We start from the raw sequence: 24,067 nt of genomic DNA on the forward strand, positions 1-24,067 counted from the left end.
GGAATTTCCCTATTCAGCCGGCTCCACATCGGTGTAGGCGGCTTCCTCGAGTTCGCGCTTCAGCCGCGCCTCCTCGTGGGTCTTCGGCGTGACGAAGCGGCCGAGCAAGAGATAGGCGACGGGGGTCAGGAACAGCGTCGAGACGGTGGCCAGCCCCAGTCCGCCGACGATCACCCAGCCGAGCGCGATACGGGCCTCGGCGCCGGCGCCCGCTGCCAGCACCAGCGGCACGCCGCCGAGCACGGTGCAGATCATGGTCATCATCACCGGGCGCAAGCGAATGGTCGAGGCCTGTTCGATCGCCTCGCGCACGCCCAGTCCGCGATCGCGCAGCTGGTTTGCGAATTCGACGATCAGGATGCCGTTCTTGCCCATGACGCCGACCAGCAGCACCAAGCCGATCTGGCTGTAGGCGTTGAGGCTGGTGCCCGAGAGCAGAAGCGCGAAGATGGCGCAGGCGAGGCCGAGCGGCACTGTCGCCATGATGATGATGGCGCTGACGAAGCTCTCGAATTGCGCGGCAAGCACCAGCAGGATGATGACCAGGGCAAAACCGAAGATGGTGACCATGGCGCTGTTGGTCTCACCCAGCGTCGCCGCCTCGGCCAACGGCACAATGCGGCTGCCCGGCGGCAGAAGCGGTGTTGCGATTTCCTCGGCGCGCGTAAGGGCCGAGCCGAGCGCGAAATCGCCGCCGAGGTTGGACGTGATCGCCACCGACGGCTGCTGCTGCTCGCGCGACAGCGAGGGCGGCACGGCACGCTCGGTCAGCGTGGCTATGGTCGACATCGGCACGAAACGGCCGTCAGCCGTCTTTAGGAAGACGTTCTCCAGGTCCGTCGGATCGTTGATCGGGTTGGTGGTCGAAACCAGCTTCACCCCGTAGCTGCGGTCGGCGATGTAGACATCGACGACGTCGTTGCCGTCGAGCATGGCCTGCATGGTGTTGGCCAGTCCTGTGATGTCGATGCCGAGATCGGAGGCGCGCTCGCGGTCGATGGCAACGGAAAGCTGCGGTTGCGTCGGGTCGATGGAAAGGCGTGGCGTTTGGAAACGCGGATCCTTCTGCATCTCGGCGATGATCTTGACGGCCGCGTCGCCGAGCGCCTTGCGGTCGTTGCCGACCAGCGCAAACTGCAGGCCGTTGCCGGCGCCACGGATGCCGAGGCTGTTGGGCTGCACCGGGAAGATGCGCACGCTGGGCACCTGGCGGGTGAGCTGGCTGATCTCGGCCATGATCTCCTGCTGGCTGCGGCTGCGCTCGTCCCAGGGCGCCAGCGTCATCACCATGAAGCCTGAATTATAGGCGCCGTTCTGGCCGGCGCTCTCGAAAGTGCTGACGATTTCGCCGGAATCACGCAGCGGCTGGATCAGCTTTTCGATCTTCTGCATCTGCTGCGTCGTGTATTCGAGGCTGACGCCTTGCGGGGCGCTGATACGAAGCAGCACGACCGCGCGATCCTCGGTCGGCGTCAATTCCTGGCGGATGGTGCCGAACAGCGCGAATGCGGTGCCGGCGAACAGCAGCGCCACCAGCACCACGATCCACGGCGCGTCGAGGCAGACATGCAGGCTGCGCCGGTAGGCCGCGTTCAGCGCGCCGCCGATGCGCGCGCCGACGCCGTTGCTGCCCTCGCGGTGGAGGGCGGCACCGGACAGCATGCGCGAGGCAAGCATGGGACAAAGCGTCAGCGCGACCACGCAGGACAACAGCACCGACATGGCGAGCACGAAGCCGAATTCGCGGAACAGGCCGCCGGTCTGGCCCGGCAGGAAGGAGATCGGCACGAAGACGGCAACCAGAGTCAGCGTGGTGGCGATGACGGCGAAGAACACTTCCTGTGCGCCGAGCACTGCGGCGGCACGCGGCCCCATGCCTTGATTGCGCCGCCGCACGATGTTTTCCAAAACGACGATCGCGTCATCGACGACAAGCCCCGTCGCCAGCACCAGGGCCAGCAGCGTCAGGATGTTGATCGAGAAACCAGCGAGGTAGATCGCCGCAATGGTGCCGATCATGGCGACGGGCATCGACAGGCCCGGAATGAGCGTGGCGCGCCAGTCGAGAAGAAAGGCATAGATGACGACCAGAACGATGGAGACGGAAAGCGCGAGCGCGATCTCCACCTCGTGCACGGCGCCGTTGACGAACACCGCGTCGTCGCTTGTGACCTTGATCGACATGCCTCGCGGCAGGTTTGCCTGCAACTTCTCGACCGCGGCCTTGACGCCGGTGGAGATGTCCAGCGTGTTCGATTCCGCCTGGCGGATGATGCCGATGCCGATGCCGGTCTTGCCGTCCGAACGCAACGTGGTCTGGCCGATGTCGGGGCCGAGCGTGACGGTGGCGACATCGCGGATGCGCGTCGTTCCGCCAATGATGATGTTCTCAAATTCTTCCGGCGTCGTCACATCGGCGGTGGTGCGAACGATCAGGTCCTGATTGGTGGTGGTGATCGAGCCGGCGGGTGAATCGAAGGCGACCGAGGCAAGGGCGGTCCTGAGGTCGGCGACGGTGAAGCCCAGGCTGGCGAGCTTGTTCTGATCGACGTCGATGCGGAAGATCTTGTCGCGGTCGCCATAGACCTGGACGTCCGCGACGCCTGGAACGGCAGCCAGTTCGTCCTCGATCTGGTCCTGGACCACGACGGTCATGTCCTGAACCGACATGGTGTCGGAGGTGACGGCCAGGCGCATCACGGGGTCGGAGTTGGCGTCGGCCTTGACGATGCGCGGCGGATCGGCCGTTTCCGGCATCTGGTTGGCGACGCGGCCGACGGCATCCCGCACATCCGAGGCCCCGACATTGAGATCGACGCCGTCGTTGAATTCGATGGTGACGCGGCTCGAGCCGAAGGAGGAGGTCGAGGAGATCGACTTGACGCCGGAAACGCGGGCAACAGCTCCCTCGATCGTGTCGGTCAGTTCGCGATCGACCGTTTCGGCCGCCGCGCCTTCGAAAGTCGTGGAAACGGTGACGACGGCGCGGTCGACATCAGGCAGCTCGCGGATCTCGACGCCATAGAAGGCGGCGAGGCCGGCGACCGCGATGAGGACATTCAGCACCAAGGCCATGACCGGCCTGCGGATGAACAGGGCGGTAAAGCCAGTCTCGCTGGCGGCGTTGACGGCTCCGGTCATGAGCCTTCGGCCGCGTTCGCGGCGCGCTGCTCTCCGCGGGCGATGCGGACTTCGCCTCCCTCGCTGACGCTCTGGGTGCCTTCGGTCACCACCATGTCGCCACTGTCCAGCTCCGCGTCGATCAACACGGTTTCGGTGTTGCGCTGGATGATGCGCACCGGCACCCGCTTGGCCTTGCCGTTCTCGACCGCCCAGACGTAAGCGCCCTCCGAGCCCCACAGGATCGCCAGCGGGCTGACGGCGGGATAGGTCTCGCCGGGGAATTTCATGGTGATGGCGAACGACATGCCGGCGCGCAGCGAATCGGCCGGGTTGGCGATCGTCGCCTTGACCAGAAGCGTACGGCTGTTCTCGTCGATGTGGTTGTCGATGGCCGAAACCGTGCCGGTATAGCTGTTGCCGGGATTGGCGATCGGCATCGCCGACAATTGCGCGCCGATCTTGACGGCGGCCGCGAAGCGTTCCGGCACCAGGAAATCGACAAGGATCGAGGAACGGTCGTCGAGCGTCGCGATCGCCGACTGGTTGGTCACATAATTACCGGCGGAGATCGGCAGGATCCCGACCGTGCCGGAGATCGGGGCGAGAACAGACCGGCGGTGCAGGGCGAGTTCCGCATCCTGTAGCGCCAGCTTGGCACCGGCCAGCACCACTTCGGCATCGGCGACGGCGACCGGTGTCGCCGCATTGGAGGCGCGCAGCGACCTGACCCGGTCGAGCTTGGCCTGTGCGTCCTGAAGCGCGAGCCGGGCACGGTCCTGGGCGATCACTTCGGTTTCGGAATCAAGGGTCGCGATGACCTGTCCCTTGTCGACATGGGTGCCGGACGAAACCAGCAATTCGGCGAGACGGCCGGAGGAGTAGGGGTTGACCGTCACCGACGCATTGGCGCGGCCGGTGCCGATGGCCTGGAGCCGATCGTTTATGGTCGCGGAAATAGCGGGCACGACGACGACGTTGACCTGACGGGCTCGCTCGCCGCCAGCGGATTTCGTGCCGGCGCCGGTTTCAGCCGGAGGCGTTGCCGCGTAGGCCCAGTCTATTCCCCAGCGCGCCAGCACGTCCGGCGCGCCCGGGAAAAAGCGCAGCCAGGCGGCAACCGCCACCACCAGCACCACAAGGGCGAAAAGTATCTGTTTCCAGGCGGCCATCGGCACTCCGGTTGGCAAAACAATCCTTCCGTCCACCGGTTTCCCGAAATAAGCAGACGCAGCGGGGCTATTCTAAGGCAAGAAGCAAGCCCCCGATATCGTGCCTTTATGACGATTCTTCAGTGTCCGCGCACATTAAATATGCGTAACGTTGCCGGTGTTCGTGCCGTTTTGATTTTTTAGTTCACTTCGAGCCGGGCTTTCGAGATTACAACGCTGGCTATGCCGCCCCGACGCCAGTTTCGGACCGAAATCGTTCCAGACGTATCCCGGGCTGCATCAACGCAGGCCTTCCATCTCGCGGATGCGCCGGGCGCCGTCGGCCTCGAGTTGCCTTGTGACGGCGCCGATCAGCGTTTCGGCGACGACGAAGAGCGCCGCCGAGGAGTCCCACGCCGAAGGCACGGCGGTTCGCCCGGCGATGACGTGACGGGCGAAGCGGGCGATCGGCGACAGCCACTGGTCGGTGAACAACACGATCTGCACGCCACGCTGATGCGCCTTCTCGGCGAAGCGGATGAGGCTGTCCTGGTAGCGCCTGATGTCGAAAATGACCAGCACGTCGCGCTTGCCCATGTCGATCAGCCTGTCGCGCCACATGCTTTCCTGGCCGGCGAGGTGAATGACGTCAGGCTGGATGATGGCGAGGTGGGCGGCCATGTAGCGCGCCAGCGGATCGGTGAAGCGGCCGCCGATCAGGAATGTCTTGCCGCGACGCTCGGCGAGGCGGGACGCGATGTCGGCAAGCTGCTTGTCGGACAGGTGCCGGAACGTCTCGCGCATATTGTCGAGCGTTGCCTCCAGCATCGGCGACGCCGTGCCGCCGGGCAAGGGCGGATTGAGCGTGCGGGTCGCAGGGGACTGCAATTGCGCCGCCAGTTCGTCCTGCAGGCTCGACTGGAACTCCGGATAGTTCTGGAAGCCGAGCCTGGCGACGAAACGCAGGATCGTCGGCGAGGATACGCCGGCCGCGGACGAGAATTCGGCGACAGTCTTCAGACCGATCATCGGATAGCTCGCTATCAGCGTCTGGGCCGCGCGCCGCTCGCCGGCCGGCATTGTGCCGATGCGGTCGGCGATCAATTCGGCAATACTGGAAATCATCTTTCCCATCCATGGCCCGGCCGACGGTGTTTTCCCCAAATCGCATTTGACAAAGCCGGGCAAACTGTATGAAATCATCCATAGGGACGCAATGAGGCAAAATACGTAACATACGATACAGCGCTCCCCGGGGACCGCAGACTATGGAGAAAGCACGGCCCGCCAGCCTTGCATCGCCTGATGCCGTAAGGGTGACCAACCCGGGCGGATCGAGTCCCTTCGTGCTCACCTGCGACCACGCCTCCAATTTCCTGCCCGCCGAATTCGGCACGCTCGGCCTCACCGCCGAGGACCTGTCGCGTCACATCGCCTGGGACCCGGGCGCGCTGCCGGTTGCGCTGCGCATGGCGCAGGCGCTCGATGCGACGCTGGTCGAAACCTGCATTTCGCGTCTCGTCATCGACTGCAACCGGCCGCTTGACGCGCCGGACCTGGTGCCGCCGGTCAGCGAAACCACAGCCATACCGGGCAACACCGGCCTGTCGGAAAAGCAGCGCGCGGCGCGGGTCGCCCTGTCCTGGCAGCCGTTCCATAGCGCCATCGAGCATATTGTCGAAGACAGGCTGGCGCGCGGCCAGGAGACGCGGCTGGTATCGGTGCATTCCTTCACGCCGGTCTACAAAGGCCGAGACCGGCCCTGGCATATCGGCATCATCCACGATGACGACCGCCGGCTGGCGGCGCCGCTGATATCGGCGCTGCGGCACCTTGCCGGCATTACCGTCGGCGTCAACGAACCCTATTCGCCGGCCGACCGCGTCTATTTCACGCTGGAACGCCATGCGCGCCCGCGCGGGCTGCCCTGCGCGATGATCGAAATCCGCAACGATGAAATCTCCGGCGAGACCGGGCAGCGGAAATGGGCGGATTTGCTCACAGGCATCTTTTCGGATCTAGAGCCCGAGGAGACCAGGGGCGCCAGGGAACACGCAGTGGGAAAGTCAGTTCAATCGGCTAGCTGAGAACGCAAGGGGACTAAAAATGGCAGCACCTGGATATACCGAAGTTGACAAGGCGGAGGACGTCAAGGTCCTCCACAGCATGGGCTACGCCCAGGAACTGGAGCGGCGCCTCAGCCGCTTTTCGAATTTCGCCGTTTCCTTCTCCATCATCTGCATCCTGTCGGGCGGCATCAATTCGCTGGCGCAGGCAACGTCGGGCGCCGGCGGCATCGGCATCGGCATCGGCTGGCTGGTCGGCTGCTTCGTCTCGTTGACGTTCGCCGTCGCCATGTCGCAGATCAGCTCGGCCTATCCGACGGCCGGCGGGCTCTATCATTGGGGCTCGATCCTGGGCAACCGCGGCACCGGCTGGGTCACGGCCTGGCTCAATCTGCTCGGCCTGATCACCGTGCTCGGCGCCATCAATGTCGGCACCTGGACGTTCTTCATCGGCGCCTTCGGACCGGCGCTCGGCATCGAAGGCACGCTGACCAACCAGATGATCTTTCTGGTCATCATCACCGGCGCCCAGGCGCTGATCAACCATCTCGGCATCAAGCTGACGGCCAAGCTCACCGACTTCTCGGGCTATCTCATCTTCTTCGGCTCGATCCTGATCGCGGTGGTCTGCCTGCTCTCCGCCGAAACCTGGGATTTCAGCCGGCTGTTTACCTTCCATAACTACTCCGGCGATGCCGGAGGCGGCGTCTGGCCGTCGGTTTCGAATGCCTGGGTGTTCGCGCTCGGCCTCCTGCTGCCGATCTACACCATCACCGGTTACGACGCCTCGGCGCATACGTCCGAGGAGACCATCAAGGCGGCCAGCTCGGTGCCGCGCGCCATGGTCATGTCGGTGATCTGGTCGGCCGTGTTCGGCTATCTGTTCCTGGCCGCGTTCGTGCTGATGATCCCGAACATGGACGATGCCGCCAAGCAAGGCTGGAACGTGTTCTTCTGGGCCTTCGACCAGCGCGTCAGCCCTGGCCTCAAGGAGTTCGTCTATCTCGTCGTGTTCATCGCTCAGCTGCTGTGCGGCCTCGCCACCGTCACCTCAGCCTCGCGCATGATCTTCGCCTTCTCGCGTGACGGCGGCCTGCCGGGTTCGTCGGCACTGGCCAAGGTCAGTCCGACCTACCGCACGCCGGTGGCGGCGATCTGGACGGCATCGATCCTGTCGGTGCTGTTCGTCTGGGGGTCGACGCTGGTTTCGGTCGCCGGCACCTCGGCCTACACCATCGTGGTCTCCTGCACCGTCATCTTCCTGTTCCTGTCCTTCACCGTGCCGATCGTGCTCGGCATGCTGGCCTGGGGCACGCCCAAGTGGGACAAGATGGGACCGTGGAACATGGGGCGCGGCGTGTTCATGCTGTTTGCGGTCCTGTCGATCGTGTCGATGATCCTGATCTTCGTCATTGGCATCCAGCCGCCGAACGACTGGGCGCTCTACATCACCGTCGGCTTCTTCATCCTGACCGCGATCGTCTGGTTTGCCTTCGAGCGCAACCGCTTCCAGGGTCCGCCGCTCGGCGACATCATCGCGGCGCGCCAAGCGGCGATCAAGGCGGCTGAGCAGGCCGTCGGCGAAACCGGCCACTGAGGCCAGCATCTCACAGCCATGGCCCGCGCATCGCCGGCCATGGCTTCGACCCTTCGAAATCGACAAGCCCAAAATGACAAGCACTGGAGCGCCAAAGGAATGGCCGGAAATTTCTCGTTCGATCAGTTGAAGAAAGCGGTTTCCGGCGGGGAGATCGACACGGTGCTGGCCTGCATCGTCGATATGCAGGGACGGCTGGCGGGAAAACGGTTCCTGGCCCAGTACTTCGTCGATTCCGCGCATGACGAGACGCATGGCTGCAACTATCTCCTGGCCGCCGACATCGATATGGAGCCGGTGCCCGGCTATAAGGCGGCAAGCTGGTCGAAGGGCTATGGCGATTTCGTCATGAAGCCCGACCTCGCGACGCTGCGGCGCATTCCGTGGCTGGAAAAGACAGCGCTCGTGATCTGCGACGTGCTCGATCACCACACCCATGACGACCTGCCGCATTCCCCGCGCGCCATCCTGAAGAAGCAGGTCAAGCGGCTGACGGAGCGCGGTTATATCGGCTATTTCGCCTCCGAGCTCGAATTCTACCTCTTCAGCGAGACCTACGATTCCGCCCGCAAGAAGCACTGGCAGGGCCTCGACACCGCCTCGCCCTATATCGGCGACTATCAGATCGGCATCACCACCAAGGAAGAAGGCGTCATGCGACGGCTTCGCAACGAGATGGAAGCGGCAGGCATCCCGATCGAGAACTCGAAGGGCGAGTGGGGGCCGGGTCAGGAAGAGATCAATGTGCGCTATGCCGAGGCCCTCGACATGGCCGATCGCCACGTCATCCTGAAGAACGGCGCTAAGGAGATCGCCGAATCCGAAGGCAAGGCGATTTCCTTCATGGCCAAGTACAATTACGGGCTCGCCGGCAATTCCAGCCACATCCACAATTCGCTCTGGAGCGCCGACGGCAAGACGCCGCTTTTCTTCGACAGACAAGCCGACTGGACGCTGTCGAGCCTCGGCCAGCAATGGGCGGCGGGCCAACTTAAATACGCCAAGGAGTTCACCTGGTTCCTGGCGCCCTACATCAATTCCTATAAGCGCTTCCAGGCCGGAACGTTCGCGCCGACCAAGATCATGTGGAGCGAAGACAATCGCACCGCCGGCTTCCGCCTGTGCGGCGAAGGCACCAAGGGCATCCGGATGGAATGCCGCATCGGCGGCGCCGACTTGAACCCCTATCTCGCCTTCGCGGCGTTGATCGCCGCCGGCCTTGCCGGCATCGACGAGAAGCTGGAGCTGCAAAAGCCCTTCGTCGGCGACGCCTATCAGGCCTCGCGCCTGCCGGAGATCCCGAAGACGCTGCGCGACGCCACCGACACGCTGGCCAAGTCCAAGATGCTGAAACAGGCGCTCGGCGAGGACGTGCTCGAACACTACGTCCACACCGCCAAATGGGAGCAGTTCGAATACGACCGCCGCATTACGGATTGGGAACTGCACAGGGGGTTCGAGCGATACTAGAAAGATAGTAAGTTACTACCCTTACCTTGATCGGAAACGCGGATTGAACTAGATTTATGTGATGACCGAAGGAACCAAATACCATCCGCTTTTCGAGCATCTTCTGTTCTCGGGCCAAGGCCATATGTCCATGAGCTTCGCGGAGATTGAGCAAGTAATAGGCGGCCGCTTGCCGCCGTCGGCGCGACAGCGGGAGGAATGGTGGGCGAACAGCCCGAACGGGCACAGCCAGGCACGCGCCTGGTTGCGCGCAAACTATCGGGCGTCCCATGTCGACCTTGCGAACGAACGCGTGGATTTTAAACTGGAGGGATGGCCCGAGGGCTATCGAAAGCCGAACATGGCTACCATGGACAAGACTCCTCCGGGAATGGCGGAGCCAGCGCAGGCTAGCTACGAACTTCCACGGGAAAATATCGACCATCCGCTTTTCGGCATATGGACAGGCAAGGTTACGCTTTGCCCAGGGCATGATTACACTAGGCCGGCTTTTGAGCCTGATGTGCAGCCGTGACGCATAGGTTGCTGCTCGACACGTGCGCGATCATATGGATAGCGCTGAACGAGCCGATCAGGCCGGAAGCCAAGACTGCGATCAATACCGCCGCGGCTGTTGACGAGAAGATCCGGGTTTCCCCCATTTCGGCCTGGGAATTGGGCCTGCTGAGCGCCAAGGGCCGGTTGGCGGCAGCAAAGTCGCCAACAAGCATTTTTGGGGAAGTGATCGCCACGCCAGGCATCAAGGTGGAGGCTCTTTCGCCGGGCTTGTTGATTGAATCGTCCTTCTTGCCCGGATCGCTTCACGGCGATCCGGCAGATAGAATATTGATCGCGACGGCACGGGCGTTCGATCTGACGCTCGTGACGCGCGATCAGTCGATACTGGATTATGCGAGAGCGGGGCATGTTCGCGCCCTTGCCTGCTGACGCTTTGCCTTTCGATATGGAGACATCTTCTTGGAAATCGTGAAACTCAAATCCCCTATCGATGGTTCGGTCTATGCCGAGCGTCCGATCGCCACCGACCAGGCGGTCAATGCCGCTGTCGAGCGCGCCAAGGCAGCGCAGGAGAAGTGGGCGCAGACTCCGATCGCCGAGCGCGGCAAGTACATGCTGGCGATGCTCGAGGCGTTGGTTGCCATGACCGACGAGATCGTGCCGGAGATCGCCTGGCAGATGGGGCGTCCGGTGCGCTATGGCGGCGAGTTCGGCGGCGTCAAGGAACGCACCAGCCATATGGTCGAAATCGCCGAGGCGGCGCTGAAATCCGTGCCGGCCTCCAATCCGAAGGACGGGTTCCGCCGCTATGTGAAGAAGGATCCGCTCGGCGTGGTCATGGTGATCGCGCCGTGGAACTATCCTTACCTCACCGCGGTCAACACGATCGTGCCGGCGCTGATGGCCGGCAACACCGTCATCCTCAAACATGCCGCGCAGACGCTGCTGGTCGGCGAGCGTTTCCAGCAGGCTTTCGACAGAGCAGGCCTGCCCAAGGGCGTGTTCCAGAACATCGTGCTGAACCATGTCCAGACAGAAAGATTGCTTGGCTCGGGCAAGATCGACCACGTCAATTTCACCGGCTCGGTCGCCGGCGGCCGCGCCATCGAAAAGGCAGCGGCGGGCACCTTCATGACGCTCGGATTGGAGCTTGGCGGCAAGGATCCGGCCTATGTGTTGCCCGACGCCAAGATGGACCATGCGGTCGCCAATCTGGTCGATGGCGCCTTCTACAATTCCGGCCAGTGCTGCTGCGGCATCGAACGCGTCTATGTGCATGAAAGGGTCTATGACGAGTTCGTCGAAGCCTTCATCGCCGAGACGAAGAACTATGTCGTCGGCAACCCGCTCGAACAGGCGACGACGATGGGGCCGATGGCGCAGGCGCGTTTCGCCGACCTGATCCGTGAGCAGAAGGCCGAGGCGCTGCGCAAGGGCGCCAAGGCGCATATCAACATGAAGGTGGCTCAGGACAAGGCCGGCTCGCCCTATCTGGCGCCGGAGGTGCTGACCGGCGTCGACCATCAGATGAGCGTCATGCGCGAGGAAAGTTTCGGCCCGATCGTCGGCATCATGAAGGTGCGCAACGACGAGGAGGCGATCGCGCTGATGAACGACAGCCCCTACGGCCTGACCGCCTCGATCTGGACGCGCGACACCGAGCATGCGGTGGCGATCGGCGACCGCGTCGAGACCGGCACGGTGTTCATGAACCGCTGCGACTACCTCGACCCGGCGCTGGTCTGGACCGGCGTCAAGGACACCGGCAAGGGGGCCGGCTTGTCCGCCATCGGCTACGACAACCTGACCCGGCCGAAATCCTTCCACCTGCGCGAAGCCATCTGATTTTTTGAAAGACAAACATGTCCAAGCTGATCTCCAAATGGAACTACCCCACCACCGTCCGCTTCGGCGCCGGGCGCATCAAGGAATTGCCCGAGGTGCTCGCCGCCACCGGCATCAAGCGGCCGCTCTTCGTCACCGATCCGGGGCTGGCGAAACTGCCGGTCGTCGCTTCGACGCTGAAAATCCTCGATGACGCAAAAGTGCCCTACGGCGTTTTCTCCGAAGTGAAGCCGAATCCGGTCGATTCCAATCTCACCGCCGGCATCGCGGTGTTCAAGAAGGGCAAGCATGACGGCGTCATTGCCTTCGGCGGCGGCTCGGCGCTCGACCTTGGCAAGCTGATCGCCTTCCAGGCGGGACAGACGCGCCCGGTCTGGGATTTCGAGGACATCGGCGACTGGTGGACACGCGCCAACTCGGACGCGATCGCGCCGATCATAGCGGTGCCGACCACGGCCGGCACCGGGTCCGAAGTCGGCCGCGCCGGCGTCATCACCAATGAGGCGACCCACACCAAAAAGGTCATCTTCCATCCGAAGCTGCTGCCGGCGATCGTCATTGCCGATCCGGAGCTGTCGGTCGGCATGCCGGGCTTCATCACCGCCGGCACCGGCATGGACGCGCTGGCCCATTGCCTCGAGGCTTATTGCGCGCCGGGCTATCATCCGATGGCCGACGGCATCGCCGTGGAAGGCATCAGACTTGTCTTCGAGAACCTGCCAAAGGCCTATGCCAACGGCAGGGATCTGGTCGCCCGCGCCAACATGATGAGCGCCGCGGCGATGGGCGCGGCAGCCTTCCAGAAGGGGCTGGGGGCGATCCATTCGCTGTCGCATCCCATCGGGGCGCTCTACGACACCCATCACGGCATGACCAATGCGGTGTTCATGCCCTATGTGCTCGCCTTCAACCGCGAGGCGATCGAGGACCGCATCGCGCGGCTCGCCGCCTATTGCGGCATAAGGGGCGGCTTCGACGGCTTCGCCAAGGCTGTCATCAAGCTTCGCAAGGAATTGAAGGTGCCGCATGCGCTGCCTGGCCTGATCAAGGGGCTCGACATGGACAAGAAGCGCAGGGCCTTGATCGCCGATATGGCGGTGGTCGATCCGACAGCCGGCGGCAACCCGGTCAAGCTGACCAAGAAGGCAGCGCTGACGCTGCTCGAAAATGCAATCGCCGGGACGGTGTGATACCGCTTTAAGGGTAAAGTTGATCTGGAAAATCAGGGGCAACCAAGGGGAAAGGGGTGAAGTGCAAGGCAAAAAGTAATTAGCCGGAAAATTAAGTGGGGGCTAATTGCTACAGTCGATTAAAAGGAGTTAACTTTCGTGCTGCCAGCGGTGGGGTTTCATAAAGCTTTCATCTGGCTGTCACACGAAAACGATACCGCATCGCAGGCGTCCAACGGCGTCAGTTCAACGGAGAGAACACATGTTCAAATTCACGGGGAAAGTGCTTTCCCTTTCGGCCGCGGCGCTGTTTGCGTCGACGGTGATTTCGTCCGCGGCTCCGCTGGACGATCTCGTCAAGGCCGCGAAGGCGGAAGGCCAGCTCACCACCATCGCTTTGCCGCATGACTGGTGCGGTTACGGCGACGTTATCGTGGGGTTCAAGGCGAAATATCCGGAAATCACCATCAACGAGCTCAACCCCGACGCCGGCTCGGGCGACGAGGTCGAGGCGATCAAGGCCAACAAGGACAATAAGGGTCCGCAGGCGCCCGACGTCATCGACGTCGGCCTGTCCTTCGGCCCGACTGCCAAGGCCGACGGCCTGCTGATGCCCTACAAGGTGTCGACCTGGGACTCGATCCCCGACAGCGCCAAGGATGCCGACGGCGCCTGGTACGGTGATTACTACGGCGTTCTGGCGATGATGGTGAACAAGGATCTGGTCAAGGAATCGCCTGTTGACTGGGCCGATCTGCTGAAGCCGGAATTCGCCAATTCAGTGGCTCTCGCCGGCGATCCGCGCGCTTCGAACCAGGCCATCCAGGCGGTCTATGCCGCTGGTCTTTCGAGTGGAGCCGCGGCTGGCGAAGCCGCGGGCACCGCCGGCCTCGACTTCTTCAAGAAGCTCAATGCCGCCGGCAACTTCGTACCGGTCATCGGCAAGCCGGCGACACTCGCCCAGGGTCAGACCCCGATTCTGATCAACTGGGACTATAACGCGCTCGCCGGCCGTGACACGCTGAAGGGCAACCCGCCGGTCGACGTCGTCGTGCCGAAGACCGGCGTCGTCGCCGGCGTCTACGTGCAGGCGATCAGCGCCTATGCGCCGCATCCGAACGCAGCCAAGCTCTGGATGGAATACCTCTATTCAGACGAAGGCCAGATCGGCTGGCTCAAGGGCTATTGCCACCCGATCCGCTTCAACGATCTCGCCAAGAACGGCAAGATCCCGGCGGACGTCCTGGCCAAGCTGCCGCCGGCGGAAGCCTATGCTTCGGCGGTGTTCCCGACGCTGGACGAGCAGGGCAAGGCCAAGGAGGCCGTCACCAAGAACTGGGACTCCGTTGTCGGTGCCAACGTCAAGTAACAGTTGAATCCACCGGGCGGCTTCGCGGCCGCCCGGTTCCCCCTCGAAGACGGTAGCCGGCGCATGACCGATCTCTCGCTTTCCAGTCACGATACCGCAGGCAAGACCGCGCCGCCCGCGGAGGCACGCGCGTTGCGATTGCCGACGCAATGGCTAGGCGTCGCTCCGTTCTTCATCTTCGCCATCATGTTCCTGATTTTGCCCACGCTTTATCTGATGCTGGGCGCATTCCAGAATGATGCCGGCGAGTTCACGCTCGAGAACATTGTCGCTCTGGCGCAGCCGTCGATCGTTGCCGCTTACTGGATATCGATCAAGGTAAGCCTGGCCTCGGCGCTGATCGGCGCTTTCGCGGGCCTGGCCATCGCCATCGCCATCGTGCGCGGCGGGCTGCCGGACTGGATACGCTCGGCGACCCTGACCTTTTCCGGCGTTGCCTCCAATTTCGCGGGCGTGCCGCTGGCCTTCGCCTTCCTCGCCACGCTCGGCCGGCTCGGTCTTGCCACGGTGATCCTGAACACCGTGTTCGGCCTCAACATCTATGCCCACGGCTTCAACATCCTGTCCTTCTGGGGCCTGACGCTGACCTATGTCTATTTCCAGATACCGCTGATGGTGGTCATCATCACGCCGGCAATCGATGGTTTGAAGAAGGAATGGGGTGAAGCTGCCGCCACGCTTGGCGCGACCACCGCGCAATATTGGCGCATCGTGGTCATCCCTGTGATCTGGCCGAGTTTTCTCGGCACCGTGATCCTGCTTTTCGCCAACGCCTTCGGGGCGATCGCCACCGCCTATGCGCTGACCGGCTCGTCGCTCAACATCGTGCCGATCCTGCTCTACGCGCAAATCCGCGGCGACGTGCTGCACAATGCCCATCTCGGCTACGCGATCGCCTTCGGCATGATCGTCATCACCGGCCTGGCCAATGTCTTCTACATCTGGTTCCGGACCCGTTCCGAGAGGTGGCTGAAATGAAGTCGGGCAAATTCTGGGCCTGGGTGGTCTTCATCCTCGGCGCGGCCTATTTCTTCATCCCGCTGATCGCGACGGTGGAATTTTCGATGCGCATGCGGCGCGGCGCCTATTCCTTCGACGCCTATCGGATCGTGCTCGGCGACGCGCGTTTCCAGGCGACCTTCCTGTATTCGGTGGTCGCCGCCATCTTCACCATCATTCTGGGTGTGCTGATCGTGGTGCCGGCAGCCTACTGGATCCGATTGCGGCTGCCGCAGCTCAGGCCGATCGTCGAGTTCATCACGCTTTTGCCGTTGGTCATTCCGGCCATCGTCATCGTCTTCGGCTATATCAGGATGTACGGCTCGAATTCACCCTTGCCGTTCCTCGGGTCCGATATGGGAACCAATGCCTTGCTGGTCATCGGCTATGCGACCTTGGCGCTGCCCTATATGTATCGTGCCGTCGATACGGGGCTCAGAACCATCGACGTGCGGACGTTGACGGAAGCGGCCCAGATCCTCGGGGCCGGCTGGGGCACGATCATCACCCGCGTCATCCTTCCCAATGTGCTGATTGCGGTGTTGTCCGGCGCCTTCCTGACATTCGCCATCGTCATCGGCGAGTTTACGATGGCGAGCTTGCTGAACCGGCCGGCTTTCGGCCCGTATCTGCAGAATGTCGGGGCCAACCGCGCCTATGAGCCGGCGGCCCTTGCCATCATCGCCTTCGTCATCACCTGGGGCTGCATGTCGCTGATCCAGATCCTGTCGCGCTTCGCGCCGAAATCGGCTAATCGTCCGAACTGACCCGAAAGAAAAAGCCATGGCCGAGCCATTCCTCTCCATCCAGCATGTGCGAAAATCCTTCGGCGCCACCACCGTTGTCGAGGATTTCAATCTCGACGTCGAACCGGGCGAGTTCGTCTCATTCCTCGGCCCGTCAGGCTGCGGCAAGACGACGGTGCTGCGCATGGTCGCCGGCTTCGAGGAGCCGTCGGCCGGCAAGATCGTCGTCGGCAGCAAGGACATCACCAGGTTGAAGCCGAACCAGCGCAATGTCGGCATGGTGTTCCAGGCCTATGCGCTGTTCCCGAACCTGACCGTGGCGCAGAACATCGGCTTCGGACTGAAAGTCGCCGGCATGTCCAGGGCTGATATCGATGCCCGTGTCGCCGAAATGCTGGGCATCATCAAGCTGCCGCAGATGGCCGACCGCTATCCTTATCAGCTCTCGGGCGGCCAGCAGCAGCGTATCGCGCTGGCCCGCGCCATCGCACCGAAGCCGAAGCTCTTGCTGCTCGACGAGCCGCTGTCGGCGCTTGATGCCAAGGTGCGCGTCTCGCTGCGCGAGGAAATCCGCTCGATCCAGAAGAAGCTCGGCATCACCACCATCTTCGTCACCCATGACCAGGAAGAGGCGCTGTCGATCTCCGACCGCATCGCGGTGATGTATGGCGGCAAGGCCGAGCAGGTCGGCACGCCGTTCGAGATCTACAACCGGCCGGCAACCAAGTTCGTCGCCAATTTCGTCGGCACGCTGAATGTGCTGGAAGGCACCGTCACCGACGCGGCGTCGGGCAAGGTTCGTGTCAACACCGAGGAAGTCTCGCTCAAGGGCAGGCTCAACGGCTCGAAGTCCGGCGATACGCTGTCATTGGCGTTGCGGCCGGAAGCCATTTCGCTCGGCCGCCAGCCCGGTCGCGATTCAAGCCTGTCCGGCGAGATCTCCGAAGTGCACTTTCTCGGCTCAGTGATCCGGGTCCGGGTCGGCATCGGCGGCAACACCGTCTCGCTCGACACGTTCAACAGTTCGACGACGCCACCGCCGGCCGTTGGCGAGAAGGCGGAGATTTCCTTCTCGTCGGGCGACCTGCTGGTGCTGCACTGACGCGGCCGAAGCGCCCTGCCGATCCGGCCCACCGGTCCAGTTGCCGGACGATGCACTCCTATTGGACAATCAACAGCATCCTGCCGCTTTGCCACTGCCAAGAGCTCCGCTTCGCCGCTACGATGAGCCATGGCGCTATTTGAGCTCACCCTTGTCCTCCTGCTGATCGCCGTTGCGCTGACGGCGCTGTCGCGGCGCCTGCAGGTTCCTTACCCCGCCTTGCTGGCGCTGGCGGGCGCCGGCCTTGGCTTCCTGCCCGGCGCGCCGACGATCGAGATCGATCCGGAACTGGCGCTTGCGCTGTTCATTGCGCCGGTGCTGCTCGACGCGGCCTACGACACATCGCTGCGCGATCTTAACCGCTACAGGCTGCCGCTTGTGCTGCTGGCGCTTGGCGCGGTCGTTTTCACGACCGCCGTCGTGGGACTGGTCGGCTGGAAAATGGCCGGCCTGCCGATCGCCGCCGCCATAGCCCTTGGCGCCATCGTGGCGCCGCCGGACGCGGTTGCCGCGAGCGCCGTGCTCGGGCAGTTCAAGGTGCCGCACCGCATCACGGCCATCCTTCAGGGCGAAAGCCTGCTCAATGACGCCACCGCGCTTTTGATCTATCGCATCGCGATCACCGCCGCCGCCGGTCCCGTTCTTTTGGGCAGTGCCGTTCCGATGGTCCTGCTGTCGACCATCGGCAGCCTGGCCGCGGGCTATCTGCTCGGCCGCCTGTCCCAGGCGATGCTTGGACGTATCGAAGATGCGGCGAGCGGCACCGTCGTGCAGTTCGCCGGGACGTTCGGCGTCTGGATCCTGGCTGACAGGCTGGGGCTCTCGGCCATCATCACCATCGTCGTCTATGCCATGACCATCGCGCGCACCGCACCGCGGCGCATGTCGGCCAGAAAGCGCGTCAGCTCCTATTCCGTCTGGGAGACGGCGGTGTTCGTGCTTAACGTGCTGGCTTTCGTGCTGATGGGCCTGCAGGCGCGGCTGATCGTCGGTCGCCTGGCCGAGCAGGGACAGTCCGAGGCGTTCCTGTTTGCAGGGACGATCCTGGCGGTCGTCATCGTTTCCCGCCTTGCCTGGGTGCTGGGCTGCGGCGCCGTGATCCGATGGCTTGCCCGCTTCGGCAATGCGGAGCAGCGGCAAGAGGTGCCGTCGTTTCGCGGCGGGGTGCTGATCGGCTGGTGCGGCATGCGCGGCCTGGTGACGCTGGCGGCTGCCTTCGCATTGCCGGCGGACTTCCCCGGCCGCGATCCGATCGTGCTCACCGCCTTTTGCGTGGTGCTGGGCACGCTTGTCCTGCAAGGCATGAGCCTGAAGCCGTTGCTGCGCCTGCTTCGTCTCGAACCGGACGAGACTATAGACCGCGAGGTCGCGCAGGCCCGTGTCGCCATCATGCAAGCGGCCCTCGACATATTGAGCGGCAAGACCTCGACCGCGGCGGCGGCGGTGCGCGAGCAGTATGCCGCACAGCGCAAGGTCGCCAAGAACCCCGACGACGCCCAGGCAGCAACCGAGTACGACCGGCTTCGGCTCTATGCCATCAAGCGCCAGCGCGACGCGCTGGAAGAACTTCGCCGCAACGGGACGATCGGTGACGAGGCCTATCACCGGCTGGAGGAAGAAATCGACTGGTCGGAGCTGGCGGCTTCCCCGGCGGGACGGTTCCAGCCGCTGACGACCTAGGCGAGGCGAGGGGCTTTTGCGTCGTGGCCCAGCCGGGCCGCCGCGGCGGTCCATTGCAAGGTCGCCGTCGAAACGGTACTGCCGTCACCAAACTGAGCCGGACAAGAATGAAGCTGGTCAGCTACAATATCCAATACGGGTTCGGCAGCGACGGCCTCTACGATCCGGCGCGCGCCGCGCGCATTGTTGCCGGCGCCGATATCATCGCCTTGCAGGAGGTCGAGCGGCACTGGCAGCGCAGCAATTTCGACGACCAGCCAGAGCTGCTTTCGCGGCTGCTGCCGGACTATCACTGGGTGTACGGCCCGGCCTTCGACATGGACGCCAGCGAACAGCGCGACGGCCGCATCGTCAACCGGCGCCGGCAGTTCGGCACCATGGTGCTGTCGAAGCTGCCGATCGTCTGGTCGCGGCTGCATGCGCTGCCGATGCGCCGCACACTGCGGCCGCTCAACACCCGCAACGCGGCGCTCGAATGCATGATCCGCACGCCGGCGGGTCCGGTGCGGGTGCTTTCATTGCATCTCGCCCATGTCGCGGTTGAAGAACGGCTGGAGCAGATCGATTATCTGCTCGCCGAGCATCGCCGGGCGCCCTCCGATGGCGGGCCGTGGAGCGGCGCCGACGATGAGCCGGCGCGCAACTGGAGCAATGGCGAGCCAGAGCCGGAGAACCCGCTGGCGGCGATCTGGATGGGCGATTTCAACATGGAGCCGGGCAGCGCCGAATACCGCCGCATCGTCGGCGGCACGCCCTATCATCGCGGTGCCGCCTATCTGGATGGGTTCGTCGATGCCGCTGCCGTGGCGATTGAACCGGCGGATGACTTCCACACGCACGAGAAGATCATCGACGGCAGGCTGGCAAAGCGCCGGCTCGATCATTGCTTCGTCGGGGGCCTGTTTGCCGGGCGGGTGCGCTCGGTCAGCTCGGACATTGGCGAAGTGGCTTCCGATCATTTTCCGGTCAGGATCGACATCGATCTCGAAACGCCCGCCGGCCCCGGAGGCGGATGAGCCCCAAATGACGCTTTTCGTCTTCTTCGCGGTGCTTGCCGCAGCCGCCATGCACGCGATCTGGAATGCGCTGGTCAAGGTCCATCTCGACCGCTTCCTGTCGATCACCCTGATGACGCTTGGCATGGGATTTGCCGCGCTTTTCGCACTTCCCTTCGTCGAGGTGCCGAGGGCGGAGGTCTGGCTCTATATCATTGCCTCCGTCGTCTTCCACATGGGCTACCGGACCTTCCTGATCGGCGCTTACCAGGCCGGCGACTTCGCCCAGACCTATCCTCTGGCGCGCGGCACCGCGCCCTTGCTGGCGGCGCTTGGCGGTATGTTCGTGGTCGCCGAAGTGCCGGCGCCGCTCGCGATTCTGGGTATTCTTTTGCTGTCGGCCGGCACGCTGGTGATGTCGTTTCGCGGCGGCGCGCATCTGGAACGATTGAACCTGCGCGCGGTGGGCTTTGCGCTGGGGACCTCGATCTTCATCGCCAGCTACACACTGTCCGACGGCAGCGGGGCGCGGCTGGCGGCCACGGCGCAGAGCTATGCCGCCTGGCTGTTCGTGTGCGATGCGCTTGGAGCGCTGGTGCTGTGCCTGATCTTCCGTGGACCGCGGGCCTTGCCGGTGCTGGCGCGCGACTGGAAAGCGGGGCTGTTCACCGGCGTGCTGAGCGGCGCTGCCTACTGGATCGTCATGTGGGCTATGACCAAGGCGCCGATCGCCTCGGTGGCGTCGCTGCGCGAGACCTCCATCCTGTTCGCCATGGTGATCTCGGTGTTCGCGCTCGGCGAGAAGATGACGGGCTGGCGCGGCGCCGCCGCGCTCAGCATCGTCGCCGGCGTCGTGGCGCTCAGACTCGGCTGATGTCGTGGTCCAGCACGGTCATCACCTGGCCGCGCCGTTCCGGACTGAAGCGGATGACGATGATGATGCAGACGGCGACCACGCCGGCGAACAGCGCCAACGCGTAGCCATAGCTGCCTCCGGGAGCCTCGGCTATGCCCGCCTGATAGGGACCGCCATAGGAGGCTGCGAGATTGCCGGCCTGGTAGATGAAGCCGGGCAGGGTCGCGCGCACCGCGCCGGGCGAGAGCTCGTTGAGGTGCACCGGAATGACGCCCCAGGCGCCCTGGACCGCGACCTGCATGACGAAGGCGCCGATGGCCAGCATGAAGGGCGTCGAGCTGTAGGCCCATAGCGGGATGGACGGCAAGGCAATCAGGCAGGCGAGCGTGATCGCATTGACGCGGCCGATTTTCTCGGACAGCGCCCCGAACGCCAGACCGCCGACGATGGCGCCGATGTTGGCGACGATGGTGATCCAGCTCACCGTGTGCGGGTCGAAACCATGCTGCTTCTTCAGGAATGTCGGGTAGAGATCCTGCGTGCCGTGGCTGAAGAAGTTGAAGAACATCATCAGCACGACCGCATAGAGGGCGACGCCCCAGTGCTTTTGCAGTGTCTCCAGCATGCCGGGCCTTACGGTCTTCCGCGCCTCGACGAAGGCCGGCGATTCCGGAACATGTGAGCGGATGAAAAGGACGATCAGGGCCGGGATGAAACTGAGCAGGAACATGGCGCGCCAGCCGATCGTGTAGCCGCCGATCGTCTGGTGATAGAGCAGGCCATAGACGACCGCCGCTAGGAGGTAGCCGGCCGGATAGCCGCATTGCAGGATGCCCGAGACCATGCCGCGGGCGCTGGGCGGGATGGATTCCATGGCAAGCGAGGAGCCAAGTCCCCATTCGCCGCCCATGGCGATGCCGAACAGTGCGCGCAGCGCCAGGAATATGCCGAGACTGGGCGAGAAGGCGGCCAAAGCGCCGATCACGGAATAACTGACGATGTTGAGCATCAGGATGGGCTTGCGCCCGAATTTGTCTGCCAACGTGCCGAAGAAGAACGCGCCAATGAAGCGCGTCGCAAGGGTCAGGAAAAGCGCCTTTGACACCGCCGGGACGTCGGTCTGGAATTCAGACGCAATGTCTGTGAGCAGGAATGTCAGAAGGAAGAAATCGAAAGCGTCGAGCGTCCAGCCCAGGAATGAGGCAAGGACGGTTTTCTTCTGCTGCGAATTGAGCTTCAAGGCGTTCCTCCTGATGTCGAGGAACGTTATCGCGTCGAGGCGAACAATCGTCAGTCACTTTTCAGAGAACTTGGTCACGTTTGCGTAGGGGGTCACCGAGTCCACAGCCGCATTCATTGGACGCCCGCCTGCCGAAGCCGACGGGCTATCAGCCCAGCAGGTGGTTCCAACTGACGCGAGGCACCTGGAGGCCAAGGTTGCGAGTCGAGACATCAGCGGCAATGCGGTCAGCAACCTTCCGTCGTCGTTTCCATCTGGCCAGGGGCCGCGGACTTGGCGCTGGTATCCTGCTGACCGGGAGCTGACTCCTTGGCGCTGCCTGTCTGTTGGCCCGGTGCGCAATCCTTGGCGGAGTTGGAGTTGGTCGACTTGGTCGTGGTCGAGTCCGTGTTCTGATCCGTCGGCATCGTTGTCGTCGTGGAGGAGGAGCCGCTCGACGTCGTATTGGTCGATTGCGCCAGGGCAAGGCCGCCGGAAAGAATCATTACGACGGAAGCGAGAAGAAGTCGTTTCATCATTCACTCCTGGTGAGTATCCCTTCGGCCGCATAACAAGGGAGTCGGCGAACGCTTCCGTGGAGTATCTGGCGCCGTCGCCGTGGCATCAACGTGCCGGTTGTGGTGCGTCGATGACGACATACGGCCCGGCCCGGAACAAAGAAAAGCGCCGTTAGTTTCACCCGCAGGGCACTCAAACAGAAGGACGAGCATGATGAAAATGGCTTTAGTAATCGCGCTTGCGGTGTCGTTTTCTGCGGGCTCTGCAATCGCGGCATGTCCGGACAAGTCGGCTGCCAACACGGGCGCCGACACCCAACAGACCGCCGGTATTTCGAAAGATGGTACCCACGCGCCCTTGGAAACTCCGAAGGCCAAGGATAGTGCCGGCAAACCGGCCGCCAAGGATGGCAGCACAATGCCGTTGGCGGGGGCGGAAGGCGGCGGTGACAAGAATCTCGCAACATCGCAGCAGGATATCGAGGCGCAGCAGCATGGCGGCAAGACCGCGGCGGCAAAGGCCGACGACAGCTGCAATGACTGACGACGAAACAGGGCCGGAGCGATTGTTGGCTCCGGCCTTTTCATCAAGTCTACAGAAGGTCGCGCATCGCGCTCGATCCCGCGTCAAAGACAACACCCATGAACAAGCCGTAGCCCCGGCCGAAGCCAGCGGCTTGGTTCTAGGTGCCGCTTTGTGGGCCCGCACCACTGGCGGGGCGATGCGGGCCCGACCAAGGTTCGGAACCTCGGCCGGCAGCGTGTGGGAACGCTGCCGCCACGGAAATCAGCCACCGAATATCAGGTTCCGCTTATATGACCAAAAGCCTTTGTTGCCCAGCGAGACGAAACCGCCTCCGGCAAGTTCGAAGAGCCGGCCGGACGGAGCCAGCGGGGCCTCGACGGACCGCGAGTGTTTGCCTTCAGCAGGTAGAGCTATGCCTTGGACGAGGCGGCCTCAGAGTTCCGCGTCGTTCGATGGCCGAAGGGGAAGAGGGAGCCAAACGAAGAGCACTCCTCCGCGGCCAGGGCTATGATCATTTCATCGATTCTCTCAACCGTTTCTCTGCTCACGTGATCATCGCCATGAAGGCACTGACGCGCGCGCTTCAGGTGTCGTCGTGCGGCCTCGAAATCGCTGCCCATCCGTTCCTCCCGCTTAGAGAGACTCCAGATTTGAACAGTTCACTCCTTTAAGAAAGTCACCCGAAAGAGCGATTCGGTCGGCAATTGGAGGTAGATGCCCAAAACGCAGAAACCCCGCCCCGCGAGCGCAGACGGGGCTATTGAGCCGACGGAGGGCGGAGGGAAGCGTGCCGCCTAATCTCTCACGGCGCTGGTTGTTCCGTTCGGCTTTTTCTTGATCCGCGCGATATCGGGCGCAACACACAAGCTGTCACGGATCGGCCGCATCGGAATACTCAAGGGCACCATTCAGGAGCTCAGTGGGCGTTTTGTGCCGTTTCTGTGCCAATCGGCCCAAGAAGCTAAGTCTTTGAAAGGATGGTGGGCGTGACAGGGATTGAACCTGTGACCCCTGCAATGTCAATGCAGTGCTCTCCCGCTGAGCTACACGCCCATCCGAAGCCGCGCATACACCATTTTTGATCCGGCGCGTCAATAGCAGGAAAAGGGAAAGAAGGCTCCGTTTTGCCGCACCGGCCGAT

General features: G+C 63.3%; 20 protein-coding genes and 1 tRNA gene. 15 read left to right on the forward strand and 6 right to left on the reverse strand.

What is annotated here, in order from left to right:
- Nucleotides 1-9 precede the first annotated feature (9 nt).
- The 3 genes from FJ959_RS23880 to FJ959_RS23890 all read right to left on the reverse strand — a co-directional run bounded on the left by FJ959_RS23880 (nt 10) and on the right by FJ959_RS23890 (nt 5,396).
- Nucleotides 10-3,141 carry an efflux RND transporter permease subunit gene (locus tag FJ959_RS23880; RefSeq protein ID WP_140632460.1) on the reverse strand — a complete coding sequence of 1,044 codons (3,132 nt, stop codon included), beginning with the start codon at nt 3,139-3,141 and terminating at the stop codon, nt 10-12.
- Complete coding sequence (locus FJ959_RS23885) at nt 3,138-4,292, reverse strand: efflux RND transporter periplasmic adaptor subunit (RefSeq protein ID WP_140632463.1); 1,155 nt, start codon at nt 4,290-4,292, stop codon at nt 3,138-3,140. Before FJ959_RS23885 ends, FJ959_RS23880 begins: the two co-directional genes overlap by 4 nt.
- 279 nt (nt 4,293-4,571) lie before the next feature.
- Entirely contained in the window at nt 4,572-5,396 is an 825-nt protein-coding gene (locus FJ959_RS23890) for a MurR/RpiR family transcriptional regulator (RefSeq protein WP_140496311.1), read from the reverse strand.
- Between the two features lie 143 nt (nt 5,397-5,539).
- On the opposite strand from FJ959_RS23890, the gene FJ959_RS23895 reads away from it, so the two are divergent.
- The 14 genes from FJ959_RS23895 (at nt 5,540) to FJ959_RS23960 (ending at nt 20,681) form a co-directional block, all read left to right on the forward strand.
- A complete protein-coding gene (locus FJ959_RS23895) occupies nt 5,540-6,358 on the forward strand; it encodes an N-formylglutamate amidohydrolase (protein WP_140513702.1) in 819 nt (272 codons plus the stop codon).
- A gap of 19 nt (nt 6,359-6,377) precedes the next feature.
- A complete protein-coding gene (locus tag FJ959_RS23900) occupies nt 6,378-7,934 on the forward strand; it encodes an amino acid permease (protein ID WP_140496309.1) in 1,557 nt (518 codons plus the stop codon).
- A gap of 99 nt (nt 7,935-8,033) precedes the next feature.
- Nucleotides 8,034-9,404 carry a glutamine synthetase family protein gene (locus FJ959_RS23905; protein WP_140496308.1) on the forward strand — a complete coding sequence of 457 codons (1,371 nt, stop codon included), beginning with the start codon at nt 8,034-8,036 and terminating at the stop codon, nt 9,402-9,404.
- A gap of 61 nt (nt 9,405-9,465) precedes the next feature.
- Complete coding sequence (locus FJ959_RS23910; protein ID WP_140513701.1) at nt 9,466-9,918, forward strand: hypothetical protein; 453 nt, start codon at nt 9,466-9,468, stop codon at nt 9,916-9,918.
- An 8-nt stretch (nt 9,919-9,926) separates the two neighbouring features.
- Complete coding sequence (locus tag FJ959_RS23915; RefSeq protein ID WP_224518925.1) at nt 9,927-10,331, forward strand: type II toxin-antitoxin system VapC family toxin; 405 nt, start codon at nt 9,927-9,929, stop codon at nt 10,329-10,331.
- Nucleotides 10,332-10,361: 30 nt separating this feature from the next.
- Nucleotides 10,362-11,747: an aldehyde dehydrogenase family protein gene (locus FJ959_RS23920; protein ID WP_140632466.1), complete on the forward strand. Its 1,386-nt coding sequence runs from the start codon at nt 10,362-10,364 to the stop codon at nt 11,745-11,747.
- 17 nt (nt 11,748-11,764) lie between these two features.
- Nucleotides 11,765-12,937 (forward strand): iron-containing alcohol dehydrogenase, encoded by a 1,173-nt coding sequence (locus FJ959_RS23925; RefSeq protein ID WP_140513698.1) that lies wholly within the window; start codon nt 11,765-11,767, stop codon nt 12,935-12,937.
- Nucleotides 12,938-13,178: 241 nt separating this feature from the next.
- Entirely contained in the window at nt 13,179-14,285 is a 1,107-nt protein-coding gene (locus FJ959_RS23930; RefSeq protein WP_140632469.1) for an ABC transporter substrate-binding protein, read from the forward strand.
- 63 nt (nt 14,286-14,348) lie between these two features.
- The gene (locus FJ959_RS23935) at nt 14,349-15,263 is read left to right on the forward strand and encodes an ABC transporter permease subunit (protein ID WP_140513697.1); all 915 of its coding nucleotides are present in this window, start codon (nt 14,349-14,351) and stop codon (nt 15,261-15,263) included.
- On the forward strand, nt 15,260-16,051 hold the full coding sequence (locus FJ959_RS23940) for an ABC transporter permease (protein WP_140496301.1): 792 nt from the start codon (nt 15,260-15,262) through the stop codon (nt 16,049-16,051). Before FJ959_RS23935 ends, FJ959_RS23940 begins: the two co-directional genes overlap by 4 nt.
- Nucleotides 16,052-16,067: 16 nt before the next feature.
- Nucleotides 16,068-17,132 carry an ABC transporter ATP-binding protein gene (locus FJ959_RS23945; protein WP_140496300.1) on the forward strand — a complete coding sequence of 355 codons (1,065 nt, stop codon included), beginning with the start codon at nt 16,068-16,070 and terminating at the stop codon, nt 17,130-17,132.
- A 129-nt stretch (nt 17,133-17,261) separates the two neighbouring features.
- Nucleotides 17,262-18,812 carry a sodium:proton antiporter gene (locus FJ959_RS23950; protein ID WP_140632472.1) on the forward strand — a complete coding sequence of 517 codons (1,551 nt, stop codon included), beginning with the start codon at nt 17,262-17,264 and terminating at the stop codon, nt 18,810-18,812.
- Nucleotides 18,813-18,919: 107 nt separating this feature from the next.
- Entirely contained in the window at nt 18,920-19,828 is a 909-nt protein-coding gene (locus tag FJ959_RS23955) for an endonuclease/exonuclease/phosphatase family protein (protein ID WP_140632475.1), read from the forward strand.
- Between the two features lie 7 nt (nt 19,829-19,835).
- Nucleotides 19,836-20,681 (forward strand): EamA family transporter, encoded by an 846-nt coding sequence (locus tag FJ959_RS23960; protein WP_140496297.1) that lies wholly within the window; start codon nt 19,836-19,838, stop codon nt 20,679-20,681.
- Here the strand turns inward: FJ959_RS23960 and FJ959_RS23965 are convergent.
- Nucleotides 20,668-21,903 carry an MFS transporter gene (locus tag FJ959_RS23965; protein ID WP_140632478.1) on the reverse strand — a complete coding sequence of 412 codons (1,236 nt, stop codon included), beginning with the start codon at nt 21,901-21,903 and terminating at the stop codon, nt 20,668-20,670. The genes FJ959_RS23960 and FJ959_RS23965 overlap by 14 nt on opposite strands.
- A gap of 227 nt (nt 21,904-22,130) precedes the next feature.
- Complete coding sequence (locus FJ959_RS23970; protein ID WP_140632481.1) at nt 22,131-22,418, reverse strand: hypothetical protein; 288 nt, start codon at nt 22,416-22,418, stop codon at nt 22,131-22,133.
- Between the two features lie 193 nt (nt 22,419-22,611).
- On the opposite strand from FJ959_RS23970, the gene FJ959_RS23975 reads away from it, so the two are divergent.
- Nucleotides 22,612-22,944 carry a hypothetical protein gene (locus FJ959_RS23975; protein WP_140496294.1) on the forward strand — a complete coding sequence of 111 codons (333 nt, stop codon included), beginning with the start codon at nt 22,612-22,614 and terminating at the stop codon, nt 22,942-22,944.
- 960 nt (nt 22,945-23,904) lie between these two features.
- On the opposite strand, the gene FJ959_RS23985 is transcribed toward FJ959_RS23975, so the two are convergent.
- Nucleotides 23,905-23,979, reverse strand: a tRNA-Val gene (locus tag FJ959_RS23985).
- Between the last annotated feature and the right edge of the window lie 88 nt (nt 23,980-24,067).

The sequence above is a fragment of the Mesorhizobium sp. B2-2-4 genome (genome assembly GCF_006442375.1).
Classification (GTDB): domain Bacteria; phylum Pseudomonadota; class Alphaproteobacteria; order Rhizobiales; family Rhizobiaceae; genus Mesorhizobium.